General features: G+C 34.1%; 7 protein-coding genes and 1 pseudogene. 4 read left to right on the top strand and 4 right to left on the bottom strand.

All coding sequences use genetic code 11. From position 1 onward, the window contains the following. Positions 1–1,704: 1,704 nt before the first annotated feature. Together ETSB_RS02530 and ETSB_RS02525 are read left to right on the top strand one after the other, a co-directional pair. Positions 1,705–2,985 carry a mannosyltransferase family protein gene (locus tag ETSB_RS02530; protein WP_044106082.1) on the top strand — a complete coding sequence of 427 codons (1,281 nt, stop codon included), beginning with the start codon at positions 1,705–1,707 and terminating at the stop codon, positions 2,983–2,985. Between the two features lie 793 nt (positions 2,986–3,778). Continuing rightward, positions 3,779–5,167 carry a DUF2079 domain-containing protein gene (locus ETSB_RS02525; RefSeq protein WP_044106080.1) on the top strand — a complete coding sequence of 463 codons (1,389 nt, stop codon included), beginning with the start codon at positions 3,779–3,781 and terminating at the stop codon, positions 5,165–5,167. Positions 5,168–6,675: 1,508 nt separating this feature from the next. On the opposite strand, the gene ETSB_RS02520 is transcribed toward ETSB_RS02525, so the two are convergent. From ETSB_RS02520 to ETSB_RS10230, 3 genes and pseudogenes are all read right to left on the bottom strand, one after another. Beyond that, entirely contained in the window at positions 6,676–7,941 is a 1,266-nt protein-coding gene (locus tag ETSB_RS02520; RefSeq protein ID WP_044106079.1) for a pentapeptide repeat-containing protein, read from the bottom strand. Positions 7,942–8,065: 124 nt separating this feature from the next. Next, positions 8,066–9,247 (bottom strand): cysteine desulfurase family protein, encoded by a 1,182-nt coding sequence (locus tag ETSB_RS02515; RefSeq protein ID WP_044106078.1) that lies wholly within the window; start codon positions 9,245–9,247, stop codon positions 8,066–8,068. A gap of 97 nt (positions 9,248–9,344) precedes the next feature. After that, positions 9,345–9,726, bottom strand: a pseudogene (locus tag ETSB_RS10230) (DUF7682 family zinc-binding protein). A gap of 420 nt (positions 9,727–10,146) precedes the next feature. Between ETSB_RS10230 and ETSB_RS02510 the strand changes: the two are divergent. Together ETSB_RS02510 and glgX are read left to right on the top strand one after the other, a co-directional pair. After that, a complete protein-coding gene (locus tag ETSB_RS02510; protein WP_044106076.1) occupies positions 10,147–10,587 on the top strand; it encodes a SufE family protein in 441 nt (146 codons plus the stop codon). Positions 10,588–10,931: 344 nt separating this feature from the next. Next, a complete protein-coding gene (gene glgX / locus ETSB_RS02505) occupies positions 10,932–13,019 on the top strand; it encodes a glycogen debranching protein GlgX (protein WP_044106075.1) in 2,088 nt (695 codons plus the stop codon). Positions 13,020–14,906: 1,887 nt separating this feature from the next. Here the strand turns inward: glgX and ETSB_RS02500 are convergent. Next, positions 14,907–17,423, bottom strand: coding sequence for a DNA gyrase/topoisomerase IV subunit A (locus tag ETSB_RS02500; protein WP_044106073.1), 2,517 nt, complete (start codon positions 17,421–17,423; stop codon positions 14,907–14,909). Positions 17,424–18,379 lie beyond the last annotated feature (956 nt).

Here is an 18,379-nt window from a genome sequence, read left to right as displayed (position 1 = left end):
ATTGTCATCACAGCCATAGTAGTTATACTAGCTTGTAGTCAAGTGATCTCTAATGATGTTCATTCCATCAAAATAGATGGTTTAAGTGCGGTATTTGTGATGACCTAAGTAGTGTTATAAATTTATAAAAAATAACTTGTCCATAAACGAGTTAAAGATTTGAGCATAGAAAACAATTTGTCAGGAACAAGAGGAGGATTTAGAAAATTTTGTAGAGGGAAAATAGACATCAATGTAACCTCTCGTCCCATTTCTTCTGTATAAATGAATTTTTGTAATGACAACACAGTTTGTTGTATTGAGCTTCCTATTGCTTTTTATGTGATCACAGTCGTGGCAAATATCCAAAATACTTGGATATATTTCCTGAAAGTGAGTCAGTTAAGACAAATATAAGAGCTAAAAGCTCGAGAACCTATAATCATCTTACAGAAACGATCATGGGTGAAGCAATAGAACCAAAATAAACACTTGCTTTTGCCATTATCAATGGCAAAAGCGAGTGTTTATTTCAACTGAAACTATAGAGAAGAACAAACCTGAGCCCTTGTCGCGACCTTTATTTGTTTATGTTAATATTACAAATACACAAGAGAATCCAACTTTAAAAGATTTTGTTGAATTTTACCTCAAACAAATCCCAAAATTGACGATTTAAGTAGATTATATTCTTTTATCAGAATAATGATATCATTTTGCAAAAGTTCAATTTTAAAAATTTAAAGTCGGGACAGTCTTTGAGAGAAAATCTCAAACAGATATGATCATTAACGAATTGTTACGTAAATAAGCTAGATTTTAATAAGACTCGATGAGGTATAATTATATTATGACTGTTTCAATTATCTTTTTTATTTAGTAACAAGATAGAAGTGATTCCAATTAATGGTTATAACCTAAAGTTAGTTGATCAGTACCCTATTTTTATATAAAGCTAAAAAAACTTATGAACATAGTGCTGTCCTAAAAAACCTCAAAACTTGATTCCGAGAATTAATACCTTAATATCTGTCTCTAGCCTTCCTTAATCTGAACTAATAATTAGTTTGAGTAAACCGCCTTAATATAAGGCTGTGAATTTAAAAATTACTTGTTTATAGGTAGAACGATAGGCTGTTATTATGTTTCAAGAGTACGATTGTAGTGTAATTTACACAAAGAGATTGTAACCCAAAATTTATCTAATTTAAAAAAATATTGGTAAGCTTTAGATTGTCTATTTTCTCCTCAAAATAATTTTTCTTAAGGGTTACCCTATTGTAAAAATATATTTGAGATTTCTTTAAAACTAACATAAAATCACTAATCGTATTTCAGAAGTTATAAATTAATCTAAATTAGCAGTTTATTTTTTTCCAAGTTGATTGATTTGAATAATTTGTTTATTATCAACATCTGTGATAATAAATGAGTAACCAAGATATTTTTTCAGTCTAAAGTTGGCTAAATTGAAAGACGGCGAAGTAGTCAAGATAATGAATAAATCAAAAAACTTAGTAATCGTCAAACAACTCTGCAAAGTCGCGGAAGAAAAAAATTGCAGCTTTCTAAGTTCTTTATTAAGTAAGGAGAAACGACAGTTCAAGGCTAAATTCCTTTAAGACAAATACGTCCACGTTTTTACCATTTATCAAAGAAAGATTGCAGAGTTTAAGATCCACATTGATTTAGCAACTCTCCTAGGAGTCTCCAATTAAGATAAAGATGAAGCTAAGAGTCAGTATTCAGAAGTTAGGAAAATTTTTCTGGCAACCCTTATGGTTTATTGTCGGTATTTGGTTATTAAGTCGAGGATTAATTCTTGTAGGGATGTTAGGGATTGCCCCGTTACTTGAAGCTCCTACTGGTGGAATTAAGACGGAATGGGGTTGGGGGGTTTTTTCGGCTTGGGATAGCAATTTCTATCAAGAAATTGCTACAGCCAATTATGATGGCATCGGCACTACACCGGGAGCTAACGTAGCTTTTTTTCCTTTTTTTCCCTTAACCATCAGGATTGTAATGAGGTTAGGATTATCAGCAGAAGTGGCGGGAACATTGATCAATAATTTAGCCTTTTTAGGAACTTTATTTATTGTTTTTTATTGGGTGAAAAGGACAAATGGAATTAAGACGGCACAGTGGACAACGACTATTTTAGCTTGGTGTCCACTCTCATTATTTACTGCAGTTGTCTATACTGAAGGACTATTTCTATTTTTAAGCACCGCTTCTTTGTGGGCTTTTGATCGCCAGTCTTACCTACAAGCTGCAGTATGGGGAATGTTGGCAACCGCAACCCGCATTACAGGATTAGCTTTAATTCCCGCCTTTTTTCTCACAGCATGGTATAAGCGCGTCCCCGTTACTGCTTATGTAACAAGTTTTGGTAGTGCGTTAGGAGTTTTACTGTATAGTGGCTATTGCTGGGTGCAGTTTAATGATCCTTTGGCATTTATTACCGTTCAGCACACCGAATGGAACCGTAGTCGTGGTATTGATTGGCAAGGATGGGGAACTATGTTGGTTGAAATTGCCACAGGAAGAAATCAGTGGCATTATGAGAATTTATGGGATCTATTGCATCCTTTTTTATTATTCCTAATGAGTGTCATTGCTTATGGCTTATGGCATTATCGCGATTGTCTAGGATCAACTTTTTTTGATTATAGTTGTTGTGGATTACTATTTTTATTATGGTTATTAATTGGTGATCCTTTGCTAAATACAATATCTGTTTTAGGTGGGATTTATTTACTATGGCACTTACGAAATCAGCTCAGTTTTATTGTAGTTACTTATGGTTTTTCGGCTTTTGGATTGTTATTAGTATCTGGTGGTACTATCTCTTTGAGTCGTTTGGCTTATGGGATTATTTCTCTAGGACTAGGTTTAGGAGTATTACTCTCAAATTATCCCCGTTGGGGATATGCTATGCTTGGCTTCTGTACTGTTTTGTTAGTCAGTTTTTCAATTCGTTTCGCACAACATCTTTGGGTCGCATAAATAATTGATGATTGTCAACAATATTACATTTTTGTAAATTTAGCTTTCTTTAGTTTAAAAGAAAAATTTTGATTTAAAAGTTTAGATTTTTACCCCCATAAAATTAGATAATTTTTTAAGAGATTAATTGTATTTTTTTATAGCTTGATTATAGCGTAAGTAATCACAACCTCTAAGTGGAAATGACGTAATGCTCTTAGTAAAGCGACTAAAGATACTTAAGATTTACTATAAGTTTTAGTATTATTAATAAATGTTTAAATCAAACCAATATGTTATTATAATTTTTTTTCCTTGTAACTATTTTGCTTGAACTATTGCTCTTGATAATTCTGCTAATTGAATTTTTAGGGAGGCTAGTATTTAATGATTATCCTTTTTTAACTACTTTTTTATTTTACACTTATTTAATCTTATCTACTTACTACTCTTTCTCAAGCGTTATTTTATGCTAACCGAGTTATCATCTTATTCAGTCAAGTCTCAGTTAGCCTCAGTTGTTGTCTCTAAAATATCTGTCATATGAGTTCTCCATTCTCACTAATTTAAAAGCAGTTCGGAATGTATTTAGTAGTCAAGCGGAACAAAAAAGTGGTTAAACATAAACAATGCTGACCAAAAGTAACTGTAAGATTATATTCTATCTACAGAGTACTCTTTCGACGTTTTCGTCGGAAACTATAACTCAAAGTCTATATCCACCCTATCACTTAATTTTATTTAACTTTTTCGTATTTTTTTACTAAAATAGTTAAGCTAACATAGCATTCTTATTCTGGTTATGCTTAACTTAATGAAAGGGAAGGATAGTAATTTTTTTTTGCTTTGGATTATTACTGGTACGAGTACAATAATACTCTTTGCATGCGCAAGTTTACGTCATTTTTTATTTCAATCGAATGCTTTAGATCTAGGTTGGTTTGATCAAGCAATTTTTTTAATTAGTCGGGGAAACCCGCCGATAGTTTCCTTTGTAGATAATCACATTCTGGGAGATCATGCTGCTTTTATTCTTTACCCCTTAGCATTACTTTATGTAATTTATCCCAATATACATTGGTTATTTGCTATCCAAGCAATCGCTTTTGGCTTTGGTACAGTCCCCCTTTACAGATTAGCACAAAAATCAGGACTACAAAAAAATTGGGCTTTAACTATATCAGAGGTTTATTTACTTTATCCTTTAGTGTTTAATCTCAACATATTTGATTTTCATTCAGAAGTCATAGCTTTACCTATTTTATTTTGGGCAATTTTAGAAGCCAAAAGTAATAATTTTTGGCGATTTTTTTTAGCAATTATTATTATTTTGAGTTGTAAAGCTGTGCTGTCTTTAACCGTTGCAGCTATGGGACTTTGGTTATTTTTATTTGAAAAAAAACGTCTTTGTGGTAGTGTGGCGTTAGGATTAGGGATTTTTTGGCTTTTGATTACAACTCAAGTAATTATTCCTCAGTTTAGTGGAGATAAAGTTGCTGCATTGGGACGTTATTCATTTTTAGGAGATTCTGTCGGAGAAATCATAAAAAATCTTTTCTTAAATCCTGGAATTATTTTTAGTAAAATCTTTACTTTAGCTAATCTTGAATATTTAATTCTATTAGTTTTGCCGGTGATTTGGGGATTATCTTTCATTCATTTAACTCCAATGGTTGCAGCTATTCCTCAGCTAGGATTAAATTTATTAACTGATTATCAACCACAAAAAGATTTAGTTCATCAATATTCTCTGCCAATTTTACCTTTTTTATTGTTATCAAATATTTATACATTAGCAGCCAGAAAAAAAACAATAAAATATCGCACAAAAATTATAATTTGGTCCTTAATTACTTTTTTGGTATTAGCTAAATATAGTTATTTTGGCTCAAAATACTTAGAACAATTAGACACATTACTGGCGATGAAACAAGGAGTAAAGTTAGTCCCTCCTCAGGTGAAAGTTTTAACATCTCCTCAAATTGCTCCTCATCTAACCCATCGTCCTATAGTGAAGTTAGGGATTAAAGAGGCGGAATCTATTGATATTAATAATTTTGACTATATTCTGCTAAATATTCGTCATCCGAGTTGGCCAAAATCTAAAAAAACTGTTATTGATTTAGTAAAAAAATCAAAAGAAAATTCTAATTTTATTTCTATTTATGAACAAGATAATGTTTTTCTATTTAAGCAAAATTAGTATCTAGAGTAAAATTAGCTAATATTAAACTAGGATGAGAGTCTAATAACTTAATCATCTAAAATACTAGAGCATATATGCTTATTTATCGATGAAAAAACCTCTAATAAAAGATTAGAAAACAATGTTATTTTTTTATAAAAACCTTTGTATAACTAAATATTCTTCTATTGTTCATTCAGATGCACTTACTTAACCGGTTGGAGATATTCTTCAGAAGAATCCCAGAAGCTTTATTAAACAGTCGCAGTATCAAAACCTATTCACTAGAAATATTTGAGATATCTTATCAGGATTATAAACAATCAATCGTTAACCACTAAAGAAACATGTTTAACTTTAGAGATTTTGTTAACAAAATCTCTTTTTACAATCAATATAGGTCAACAATCTCAATAAATTTAATAAATTAGAAAAATAAATAGTTAAAATTTTGAAGAAAAATGAATAAATAAAATAACTTTCTTGATTGATCAAACAATTACTAAATTAATAGGTTAATAGGTATAAATGAATTCCAGGATAACTCTTTAAATAGGCAAAAATATGTGTAAAAATAGTAAAAATACAGAAAATTTAATTACTTTAAAAACTTAAATATTCTTGTTCATAGTCTAACAATAAAACATAAGATAAGAAAGATTTTTGTATTTTAAAATTTTAATATTTTTAAAAAAAAATTAAGAGACTTAAAGCATACACACATAAATTGAATACATGCATGTATTTTAATGAGTATAAATTGAAGTTTAAGCTAATAAAAATCAAAACCTAAAGTACTATTTTGATACATATATATAAATAGTATTTGTAAAATAACTAGCTAGAAATTTTTTTAAATATTAAAGTTTCAGGGTGAATATAAAACAACTAAATTCAGTTTACAAATATTTGGTTAAAAGTATAAGCATAGAGCTATCTACAAAGTATTTGCTAACAACATTAACAAAAGAATATAGTAGATAGTTTAATAGCAAATAGAAAAAAGTCTTTTATAAATTAATAGAGAATATTTATTAGTTTATTCTCCAGAGTTAGAGTAATCAGAAAGATTATGGACATTAGCATATGAGCATTAATTCAATAAATACTTGAGAATACTTATTGAAATGTAAGAGTTTTTGCAGCATATTTGTAAAATTGTCAGTCAAATTAAAAAATTAATTAAAAATTTAATCAATAATAATAAGTTAAATTTTCTGTATTTTTTAAAGAGAGTGTAGTAATCTAACCCTGAAACTTGTCATATATGTCTAAATTATGCTGATAACTTACTTCTTTACTTGAGAAACTGGACTGATGAATATTACTAGATTAATCATAACCGAGACATAAATACGTCGATAAACATTATAAATAAAGGCATGTTTACAAAATTGTAATTAGGAACTACTCCTACGTCTAACGGAGGAGATGTGAGAGTACTAGAGAGTAAGATTCCTTATCTCTTAAACCTAATCCTCAGTTCGATTGGAAGCCCCAAATTAAACCATAGAAAGTGGGGTAGTTTATCGAGCTAATTTGTTAGGAATTTCGTAACATCCCCCTGATATAGTTGCACGGGTTTTCTCTCCTCCCCAAGCACAGCAATAATAACGCTGTTCTTCAGTGAGATTTTGAATTGCCATCAGATTGCAATTCTCCAAGACAACCCCTGTATAAGCCCCCGTTTCGTAATTAGGGGGAAAGCTACGCGAACGGGGACTAGCAGTTTCGACAGAGCCATAAAACAAACGAGTATCTTTAAGATTTGACCCCTTTAAGTTGGCATCATAAAGAACAGTTCGGGATAAATTGGCTTTGACAAGATCGCACCAACTTAAATCGGCACGTACCATATTAGCTTCACTTAAATCTGTCCAGCGTAGATCTTGACCCGATAAATTTGTCCCTGCTAACATCACCCCTAAATTAATTACTCGTACCCCATAAACTTTATCTTCAGCGTATCCTCCAAAACCATCAAGTATAGGTCGGCCCAAACGACCATCCCGCATCAAGGGGGTTAATAATTTTGATTGGGACAGAAAACGCAGAATTTTTGCTTTTCCTACTTCATCAACACTACTGAGAATAGCTGCCGTTCTCCCTTCAGCAATAGAACGTTCTTGCGGCCAATCTTCAAGCATTCCTTCTTCATTAAGAACTAGATCGGAGATTCCTTGAAAGTAGGTATCAATAGTTTGTTGTTGAGTAATACGGTTTTGTTGGATGGTTAAATCTTTGGAAATGACATACTGAGCCCAGGCGACATAAACCGCAAGTAAGGCGATCATAATTTGACCCAATGCCCCTACCCATTCAGCCCAAGAGCCAAATTCATCATATTTAAACTGATTAAGCCAATCTCCAATTTTTTGATAAAAGCCAACATATTTTGCAAGTCCAGTGATCGCCAGGATAAACACCAAAAATCCGAGCAAAGTGTCACGTTCTTGGCGAGTTAAATATTGAATCACCCAATCTCGGATCGACGGCAAAATAATTTGTAAAGATAGCAATAAAGCAAGAACTCCCGCCGAAAATCCTAACCAAGAAATATTAAATCCCAATCCTAGTCCCATAATTGCTGCCGCGGTCAAAAGTAACCAAGGATTAGAGGATTTCACTTCGTACAGATATAAAGGTTGAGGTTGTGAGATAGAAGATACAGTTGACGAGTTGGAGAAAACAGTTGTCCCTATTGTAGTAGGCGAGGTGTTTTTTTTGCCATTTTGCTCTGCCAAACGGTCCGGAGTTTCGTTGAAGGAATGAAATTTAGCGGTTTTGGACATAAGATATTGACTGTTAACCAGTAAATTGATAACAAGATAACAACTATCCTTTTATGGATGCATTACGAGTCTCCTCATTTATAGTCAAAAAAGCCTAACACTCTCAGACGTTAGTTTTATCGAATTAACGTATCACCAAAACCAATGGTTGCATTAACCGATCAAGAATCTGTTTTAGGACTATAGCAGTCCATTCAGTATCTTCCAAGGTAATTCCCCGTCCTAAAGTGAGTCTAATTCCCCCTAATCCTTCTTTCCTAGAATAACCCATCGCTAATAAAATTGGACTAGGACTTAATTTTCCACTGTTACAGGCCGAACCCGCACTAATACCAATTCCAGCTAAATTCAGCTGGCGAACAATAGTTTGCCCAGTTATTTGCTCTCGGTTATCATTGCTTGATGGATCGGTTACAATGAAACTTACATGGTGAGGTAGACGATGTAATCTGTCACCTGTAGGAATCAGGTAAGGACAGTCAGCCATCAGATCAAAAAGGTGGTCGCGTAGTCTCGTTAGCCGGGGTGTTTCCTCTTGCATTTCTGAGGCAGCTAATTCAGCGGCAACTCCCAACCCGGCAATAGCCGGAACAGATTGGGTTCCTGAGCGTAAACCTCTTTCTTGTCCTCCACCTCCCAATAAGGAAGAAATTTCCACTCCTGGACGCACATATAAGGCTCCTGCTCCTTGAATTCCATAAATTTTGTGACCTGAGAGAGATAATAAATCTACTCCTAAACTCTGCACATCTAAGGCTAATCTACCGGCTACTTGTACGGCATCGGTATGAAAAAGTGTCCCAGACGAACGAGCAATTTGTGCCAATTCTTTAATCGGTTGTATTGTTCCCACCTCACTTTGTCCGTAGATAGTAGAAACAAGTACTGTATTTGGTCGAATGGCCTCTTTAAGCTCTAACGGATTAACTCGTCCTTGATGGTTAACAGATAATGTTGTCACTTGCCATCCTCTTTGATTTAAAAGTCTAGCAGTTTCTGAGATAGCAGAATGTTCAACTGATGAAATAATTAAGTGTTCGGGAGTAGAGTATTGTTTGGCTATTCCCCACAAAGCTAAGTTATCGGCTTCTGTCCCCCCTGATGTAAAAATAATGGAGTCAACATTAGGAGCATTGATTAAACTTGCTACCTGACATCGAGCAGTTTCGACGATGGTAGCCGTCCGCTGTCCCCAAGTATGCAAACTTGAAGGATTCCCCCACTGATGTCTTAGGATTTCCTGAACTTTAGTTATCACCTCTAGGCGAGGGGGCGTGGTTGCACTGTAGTCAAGATAAATTTGCATCATTTCACCAGAGTGAATAGTCGAAAGCAAGATAAAAAACTGACTTGAAGATTAAACAATCAGAGCGATTTTAAAAAACTTAGATATTTATTATGTATCAATGGCCAGATTTATAAACATTATACTCTTCATGGGAAATGACTGTTTCTGGGACTAGTAAATTTCCCTGTAACATGACAAATTAAACGATACTGTCGTGTTACAGGTATACTAATGACAAAACGATTATACCTAAGTCGCTTCCCATGAAATTCCCGATAATTTTCTTTGATTGGCTAATTATTTAAGAATTTTGCGGGCTTTAATAACAACATTTATAGGTAGGGTTTTCAAATCAATGGGATCTTGATCGAACCTGTCTTCCCATACATTTTTATCTTATTTTTTCGTTTCTAGGCAACTTTAGCTTGATCACATCGGTGATACCGTTGACCGTATCCTCTATGACCACACGGAAAGAGCTTTTTTCTTTTCGACATAATAATTATTTATCAATAAAATACTTACAGCCTATTTTGTTAAAATAGATCATCTCGACGACCCCTAACTTCTCAACATCTTCTCTTAAGAAAATATTGAGGCATTTCTGTAACCTACAGTTCTATATGTGTTCAGCATAAAATATCTTATTATTTCCAGTACAAAAAATTATAAAGATACTGAGAGAACTTCACCATCTATAATTCACAAAATCCTCTTTGGTAAAGATTTAAATCTCTATATTTTAAGTTAAATTCTTGTAAAGTTCTTCTTGATAAACATCCTAATAATTTATCTATTCAAAGAGATTTAGAAACTGTTTGCTGTTATTAATCTATAATAATAGGTTCTCAGAAGTAGGTAGCATAGTTATAGTGAGATTTAATGTAAATAACGTTTACTACTGAAAAACTAGAATTATGTCATCATTTCCAATCTCGTTACCCCCGAACCTTGATGCGATTGTCCAGAAATTTAAACAGCGTTCTGATCCCAAAAAGCGCTATGAACAATTGCTCTGGTATGCCAAAAAGCTAGAATCAATGCCAGAAGAAAGTAAAATAGCCGAAAATAAAGTTCAAGGCTGTGTCTCTCAGGTTTACATTACTGCTAACCTGAAAGATGGTAAGGTTTGGTACCAGGGAGATTCTGATGCTCAATTGGTCAAAGGGTTAGTTGCTTTTCTGATTGAGGGATTAAATGGTTTACCACCAGCTGAAATTTTGCAAGTTACCCCTGATTTTATGGAAGATACAGGGTTAAAAGTCAGCCTTACTCCTTCCCGTGCTAATGGATTTTATAATATTTTCCAATTAATGAAAAAGAAAGCTCTAGAATTGCAAGCAGAGACATCAGCATAGAGCTATTCCCCTAGTTATTTCTAGGGGAAAATCAGTTAAAATATTGTATTTCCCAGCAATTGAAGAAAAATAGACATTGCGATTTACTTTAGATTCAAGTATATTACACAATTATCATTTATCTCAGTTTAGTTTGTGTCTTTATACTTGTACTTTTCGGTAAAAACTAGGTGTACAAAAACTGACATTCATTATCATTTAGTAATTATTACTAACAATATCTAGACTATTTTGATTTATTTTTGATCTAAAAAGATACTAAACAAAACAGTAATCATCTGTAAACTTAAGATAAACTTCCAAATGTGAGTAACTCCTACAACGTCTGGAATACAAATTGTACCATGGACCTCAATACCCTACCTGGCGAAAGTCACCCTCTTGGTGCTACCGTTTATCCAACAGGCGTTAATTTCTGTCTTTTTTCCAAACATGCCAGAATTGTTGAATTGCTCCTTTTCAAGGAATCTAACGCCCCTCAGCCCTCATATATCCTGGTTTTGGAACGAGAAACAAACCGCACCCACTATTATTGGCATATTTTCGTACCTGGTTTAACAGCTGGACAAGTTTACGCTTATCGGGTTCATGGTCCATTTGAACCGGAAAATGGTCATCGGTTTGATTCGAATAAAGTTCTTTTAGATCCCTATGGTAAAGCTATTGTCGGATCTTCCATCTACAGTCGTAATGCTGCTTTCCAATCCGGAGATAATTGTGCTCAAGCTTTACGGAATGTTGTTATTGACAACAGCAATTATGAATGGGAAGACGATCACCCATTACGCATTCCTTATTCTCAAAGTATTATTTATGAAATGCACGTGAGAGGATTTACCCGTCATCCCAATTCTGACGTCAAACCTGACAAAAAGGGAACCTATGCCGGATTAATAGAAAAAATTCCCTATCTTAAAAGCTTAGGCATTACGGCGGTTGAATTATTACCGGTTCACTATTTTGACTGCGAAGATGCTAGATCTGGACTAACAAATTATTGGGGTTATAGTACCATTAATTTTTTTACTCCTCATCGCATCTATAGTTCTGACAAAAGTTCTCTGGGACCTCTTAACGAATTTCGAGATATGGTCAAAGCATTACATAAAGCAGGAATTGAAGTAATTTTGGATGTAGTTTTTAACCATACTGCAGAGGGAGACGAAGGAGGACCGACCCTTTGTTTTCGTGGCATAGATAATGCAACTTATTACATCCTAGACGCTGATAATTTAGCCCATTATAAAAACTATAGCGGTTGTGGCAATACTTTTAGAGGTAATCATCCCATTGTTGCCCGTTTAATTGTAGACTCTCTACGCTACTGGGTATCAGAAATGCATGTTGATGGATTTCGCTTTGACTTGGCTTCAATTTTGACTAGGGATGCTAGTGGGACTCCCATTAAAGATCGTCAGGCATTAGATTTATTATGGATAATCGAATCTGATCCTATCTTGGCGGGAACTAAACTTATTGCTGAAGCCTGGGATGCTGCTGGACTCTATGATGTAGGTCGATTTGTAGAATTAACAGACCGGTTTGCTGAGTGGAATGGACCATTTCGAGATGATATTCGTCGCTTTGTAAAAGGAGATTTAGGAATTGTTCCCTGTTTAGCAGCAAGAATCATAGGTAGTCCTGATATTTACCCCCGCATAGATATGGACACTAATCTTAGCATTAACTTTGTTACCTGTCATGATGGCTTTAGTCTTAATGACTTGGTTTCTTATAATGAAAAGCATAATGAAGCCAATGGGGAAAATAACTGTGATGGATGCAATGATAACTTAAGCTGGAATTGTGGAGTAGAAGGGGAAACCGATAATTCTCAAATTAATGTCTTACGATTGCAACAGATTAAAAATTTTCTGACTATTCTGTTTATTTCCCAGGGAACCCCAATGATTTTGATGGGAGATGAGGTGAGTCGAACCAGCAAAGGAAATAATAACATTTATTGCCAGGATAACGAATTAAGCTGGTTTGATTGGGATGATGTGGATCGACAATTTGATTTATGGTGTTTTGTTACAAAATTAATTCACTTTACCCAAGGGTTAGAATTATTCCGTCAAGAACAACGGTTAGAAGTCACCTATACAAATTTTTATCATCCTCAAATTAGTTGGCATGGAACCAAACTAAGACACCCTGACTGGTCTTACCATTCGCGTTGTTTGGCTTTTAGTATGCGCCATCCTGATGCGGATGAACATTTGCACGTAATGCTAAATGCTTATTGGAAATCCCTGAAATTCGAATTGCCCGTTTTAGATCACGGAGACTATTGGCATCGTATCATTGACACAGCATTACCTTCATCCGAGAGCTTCTGCAAATTGGATGAAGGTAATGCTGTTAAAACTAACAGCTATCATGTTCGAGGGCAATCCTCTGTAGTTTTGATGGCTAAACCTATGCTTTAAAAAAAGTGGATTTTCTTTGAAGGTTACTACTTGTGAATAACAACTAGAGTTATAACTGATGTCCACTTTAATAGTTCTTGAGCAGCTTTCACTAGCCGATTTATACAATTGTGACTGACACAAATGCCACATGATTGGACCAGCTTCATAAATAGAATAACATTGATGGTAATACATCATATGGGGACATCGACAATATCCTGGTCTACTTTCCCCATTCTGTCTTGAGGAGGTTTTCTAGAGAAAGTCAATATCCTAATGTTTGTTGTGATTGTTAGTTTGCTGCTAGAAACAATCATTGTATGACTTAAAATTTATTCCTGTGTTAGTTTGATAATATTTGAAGACATAGTTTTTATTCTCAATATGTAAGTTAAAATGTAACGAAGTTAACAATTATATGAAATAGTGACTGCCAGTCATTAAGACTAAAGCAGTTTTCATGAAACAGCAAAAGTTCGGTCCAAATAGCCTTTATATTTTTAATTAGGTAAGAGAAATTTTTTAGATAAATAAGGATAAGCAATCAGTCGAGTAAAAAAAATAATTAAATAATTTTAAATACTTTAATTTTTCAAACGATAAATCTAAACATACTGTTTAGATTTATCGTTAACCCATTCAATCAAATAATTTTTATACAGTAAAATTTTATAAATTAGTTTTCTAAATTTTTACTTCATATTTTATTAATAACTAGCAAGATTAAATCCAGCCATTAAAAACTACTTAATAGGAAAAAAATATAATTTAGATAAAAAATATTTCTAGAAAAATATTCCGTATATTAGTTCACTAAAACGAAATAATAAGTATTTAAATTTTTTTATAATTAAGAGGATAATTTGTTAAAAAACATCAAAGATGTACTCTAACAAATAGGTTAAAAAATTTAAAAAACCAAAATTTAGGTCTGGGAATATAAAAGAAATCTAAAAGAATAATGGGATAGAAGATCGAAGAAAAAAAGATATAAAACAACTGTTTACGAGATTTGTTCAGAATTTTTGGTACAATGGAAACTATTCACCATACAAAAGTGCCTTTATCCCAACATTTAATCAAAGTCTATCAATAATCCACCAGATAAGCGAGAAGTGACTCCAGCAGTTCTTTAGTATATCGTCGAATCTCAGAAGACTTTGAAAAAGGATCTCTGATTAAAAGGATATACGATTAAATTTAGGTATTTTAAAGATAAATAACCTAATTTAAGATAAAAAATATCAATGTTAGCTATATTAGATTTGTTAAGAGTGCTCTTATTAGGAATAACCTTACTAGAAATGGGGGAAATGAGTAAGATTATCTACCAACTTAGAAAAAATTAATTCTTTAAATAAGTCTTATCAATAAAAGATAATGCCAGATAGCATCATATTAAAAAGTAAAAAATTTCTGAAGTAATTACTAAATAATATTTGTTAGCTTACTCTCTAAAATTTGAACAAAGAGAAAAATTCTGGACTTTGACATATGATACTTGAATTCATTACTATCGAAAGATATTTAATTAAATGGAAGAAGTCTTACTGGATTGTTGTGATATCCTCATTCAAATAAAAAAAAATAAAATTTAGTATAGTTACTTAAAATACTTGTTGATATTTTTTTTTGCAAGTTGGCAAAAAATAACATAGTAACATCATTGCTCAGAACATAATTTTTACAAAATTAGTAACTGCTTTCCCCAAACTTCAATCGAACTCACGTTAGTAAAGTTGACTCTCCTGACAGCCCGGTACAAACTACATAGTCAACCATTAGAGCGGGTTATATCGTAGAGAAAATCCTCTTTTCATAATAAAGGCTTTGCTTAATTTATCCTACAAAACATAAAATTTTTCTATTGTAACATTGAGTACAGTAGCGCGACAAGGAATTAAGTCAGTTTAATACAGTAATAATTGTTTCCTCTGATTGGAGTTTGACTAACCTATCCCCTGTGCCATCTTTGCCCAAAAATGGAATTGAACTAATCGGAACAACTAAAGAACGGTTGTAATCGGTAAGTAAGGTAATTTCTTCTTTGTCTTTAGTCAATATCATTCCCCTTAAACCATCTGTTTTACTTTTAAATTGTAGACATTGATGACCGATATCCCCCAACTTTCCTACTCTGATGTCTTTTGAAGATAAGCGTTTACCATAACCAAGACTTGAAATTAAGAGAATATCTTCCTCCATATTCAGAGTGACACAACCGACTAAAGTTTCTCCATAGCGTAATGTTAAAGCCTGATTTCCTTGAGTATTTCGTCCCATTACGCCAATCATCCCATTAGTAACTGACAGTCGTAATACACGCCCTCCTGACGTAGCAATCACTACTGCTTGTCCTTCTTGAGTAGGACAAGCATAGTCAAGATAATCACCATCCTTAAGCTTTACTAACATTAATCCTCGATTAGTTAAACGGGTCAATTGGGACATGGCAATGCGTTTAATGCGTCCGAGTTTAGTTAATAATAATAAATCTTGATTTTCTAAATTTTGAGGTAGAAAACCTGAATAAATAACCCGATTTACATCTTTTTGCTTCACTTTCACCAAAAGACTCAACAGAGAAACTGATTGAATTGTAACAGGAGGAATTTCCGATACGGTGAGAGGATAAGCTTTGCTGGCATCGGTAATCACTATTAACTTGGTTTGTCGTCCAATGGTTGCAGAATAAACAAGGTGCTCGAGTCCTTTATTTCCAGGCGATCGCCAAGCTACTTCACTATTATGGGTAATCTCTAAAATTGCATCTTCAGGGGGTTTTTGACAAGAAAAGAAGCCTAATGTTTGGGGCAACTCCGAAGATTGTGATTTTTTTTCTAAATTATTCTCTTGTTTAGAGAAAGATGATTTGGTTTTAAGCTCACTTTTCGTTGATTGAGCTTTCGTGTCTCTGGGGAGAGTAACTATTTTAGTACGACGAGGATCACCAAAATTACGTTTTAGTGATCGCAGATCTTTCTTAAGCGTTTTTAATAGTTCATTACGGTCATTTAATAGAGTTTGTAATTCATTTATACGAGTTTGTAATTTATGATATTCGGCCTGTAACTTTTGCTTTTCTAACCCTGTTAGACGACGCATTGGCATTGCTAAAATAGCGTTAGCTTGAGCATCACTGATTTCTAATTCCTTTTTAAACTTGAATTTAGCAGTAGTTCCATCGGCAGCATTTCGCAAAATATCAATAACCTGATCAAGATTATCGAGGGCTATTAATAAACCCTTCGATAAATCGACACGGTTTTGTGCTTCTTTCAACTCATAGCTATATTTCCGTTTTAGGGTTTGTTCTCGAAATTTTAAGAATTCTTCTAATAACTGACGCAAGGAAAGTTGACAGGGTTTATTATCCACTAAAGCTAATGAAATCATCCCAAAATTACTTTGTAGAGCAGTCTTTCTATAAAGTCTTTTCAAGACAGTATTGGAGTTAGCATCCCGTTTTAATTCAATAACAACGCGCATTCCAGTGCGATCACTCTCATCCCGAATATCGGCAATGTCCTCTAGATTTCCTTGGTTAACCAAAGAAGCCATTTTCTCAATCCAACTGGACTTATTGACTTGATAAGGCAATTCTGTGACGATAATAGCGGTGCGTTCTTTGCGTCGTCGTCGTCCCACATTCAAGGTTTCAATCCGAGTTACTCCCCGAATAGGAATTATGCCACGTCCAGTCGCGTAAGCTTCCTTAACGCCGTTTGTGTTGATAATTTGCCCTCCAGTAGGAAAATCAGGTCCAGGAATAATTTTCCATAACTTTTCATCAGAAACATCAGGGTTATCGATTAGAGCAATTAATCCATCAACTAATTCCCCTAAATTGTGGGGGGGGATACTTGTCGCCATCCCTACAGCAATTCCGGTACACCCATTGAGGAGTAAAATGGGAAGTTGAGCGGGTAAAACAACGGGTTCTTGTTGAGAATTATCGAAATTTTTACTAAAATCGACAGTTGAATCGCTAATATCCTTTAAAAGACCGCGATCAGCAATAGCGGCCAGTCGTGTTTCCGTGTAGCGCATTGCCGCGGGAGGATCATTATCCACCGACCCGAAGTTTCCGTGACCTGATAGGAGAGGATAACGACTCGAAAAATTTTGTACCATCCGCACCAGGGCATCATACACCGCCTGATCACCATGGGGATGATATTTTCCTAACACATCTCCAACTACCCTAGCACATTTACGAAAAGGGCGATCAGGGGTTAATCCCAATTCATACATGGCATAAAGAATGCGTCGGTGAACAGGCTTAAGTCCATCACGAACATCAGGTAAAGCCCGCCCGACAATAACGCTCATGGCATATTCAAGATAAGAGCGCTGCATTTCTATATGCAATGCGGTTGGGATAATTTTACCCGTTCCTAATATGTTTAGCTGTCTTGTCATTGAAGTTTCTTGATAAGAATATTCTGTCGGTTTACAGTAAGAGTCCTTAAATTTGACTTAATCTGATCACTAAGCAACTTGTGGATAAATTGCATCGGATGTAAGCCAAGCATTAGCAATTCACGTTGACTGTTAAGATATTACCCAAAAACTTAGTTGAATCTCTTCCTGATTTAGAGCTAGAGGGTTAGTCCGGCAGAGCTTATTTGAGGTAGTTTGTGGGAGTTGATGTCTAATCAGATATTAAGTTGCTAAAGTCATTCCTGTTTTTTAGAGTAGTTCGATAGTTTCTTTAATCTTACCCAAATCACTAAAAATCAGTAATCTATCTTTTTGTTATCCAAATATAATGCCCTTGGTATCTATGAAAAGCATTTTGATCGTAGAAGACGATCTCATTAACTTTCGCGTGGCTTCAAAAATTTTCACTAAATGTGGTGATTTGGATGTCAAAAGAATAGAGAATATAGAGGAAATAATTAAGAATACCCAAAGATAAAGAAGTTGATATGATTTCAATGGATATCTCCCTATCCTACATAATGTTTATCTCTCTATCCCATCGACCGCTTGTTCTATCAAGAACAAGCGGTCGATGGAATAGAGTTGCAATTATTCAGCATCTTAAAGATAAGTCTTTCACTGGAAAGTTGTCTGTTTTTCTGAGAAAAAAGCTTATACAAGAAAAGACAATACATAAAGGTTGCTATTTAAAAAGGCGTTGGTATCCTCAAGCTGGGGAGTTCTATCCTTGCTATAGTCCGCGGTGGGGCAGTCCGTCAATTAGAAAAATCGACCTTAGTTTTAGAGATTTTTGCTTTGAAACCTTGTCGTGCGTGGTAAAGTAAATCCCAATCAATAGAATTTCAGTTAAATTGTCATTGAACCCGCCAAAAACGGCTTTATTCTGGATCAGTGATCGCTGGTATTGAGGTAAAGTACAACCAATTAGTCCA

It is taken from the genome of cyanobacterium endosymbiont of Epithemia turgida isolate EtSB Lake Yunoko (genome assembly GCF_000829235.1).
Taxonomy (GTDB): Bacteria; Cyanobacteriota; Cyanobacteriia; order Cyanobacteriales; family Microcystaceae; genus Rippkaea.
Note: the sequence above shows the minus strand (reverse complement) of the source record. Positions and strands in the feature narration are given on the sequence as shown.

Coding starts and splice junctions, on each gene's coding strand:
- glgX (WP_044106075.1), top strand. CDS start 10,932: ATGGACCTCAATACCCTACCTGGCGAAAGTCACCCTCTTGGTGCTACC.
- ETSB_RS02530 (WP_044106082.1), top strand. CDS start 1,705: ATGAAGCTAAGAGTCAGTATTCAGAAGTTAGGAAAATTTTTCTGGCAA.
- ETSB_RS02510 (WP_044106076.1), top strand. CDS start 10,147: ATGTCATCATTTCCAATCTCGTTACCCCCGAACCTTGATGCGATTGTC.
- ETSB_RS02515 (WP_044106078.1), bottom strand. CDS start 9,247: ATGCAAATTTATCTTGACTACAGTGCAACCACGCCCCCTCGCCTAGAG.
- ETSB_RS02520 (WP_044106079.1), bottom strand. CDS start 7,941: ATGTCCAAAACCGCTAAATTTCATTCCTTCAACGAAACTCCGGACCGT.
- ETSB_RS02500 (WP_044106073.1), bottom strand. CDS start 17,423: ATGACAAGACAGCTAAACATATTAGGAACGGGTAAAATTATCCCAACC.
- ETSB_RS02525 (WP_044106080.1), top strand. CDS start 3,779: ATGAAAGGGAAGGATAGTAATTTTTTTTTGCTTTGGATTATTACTGGT.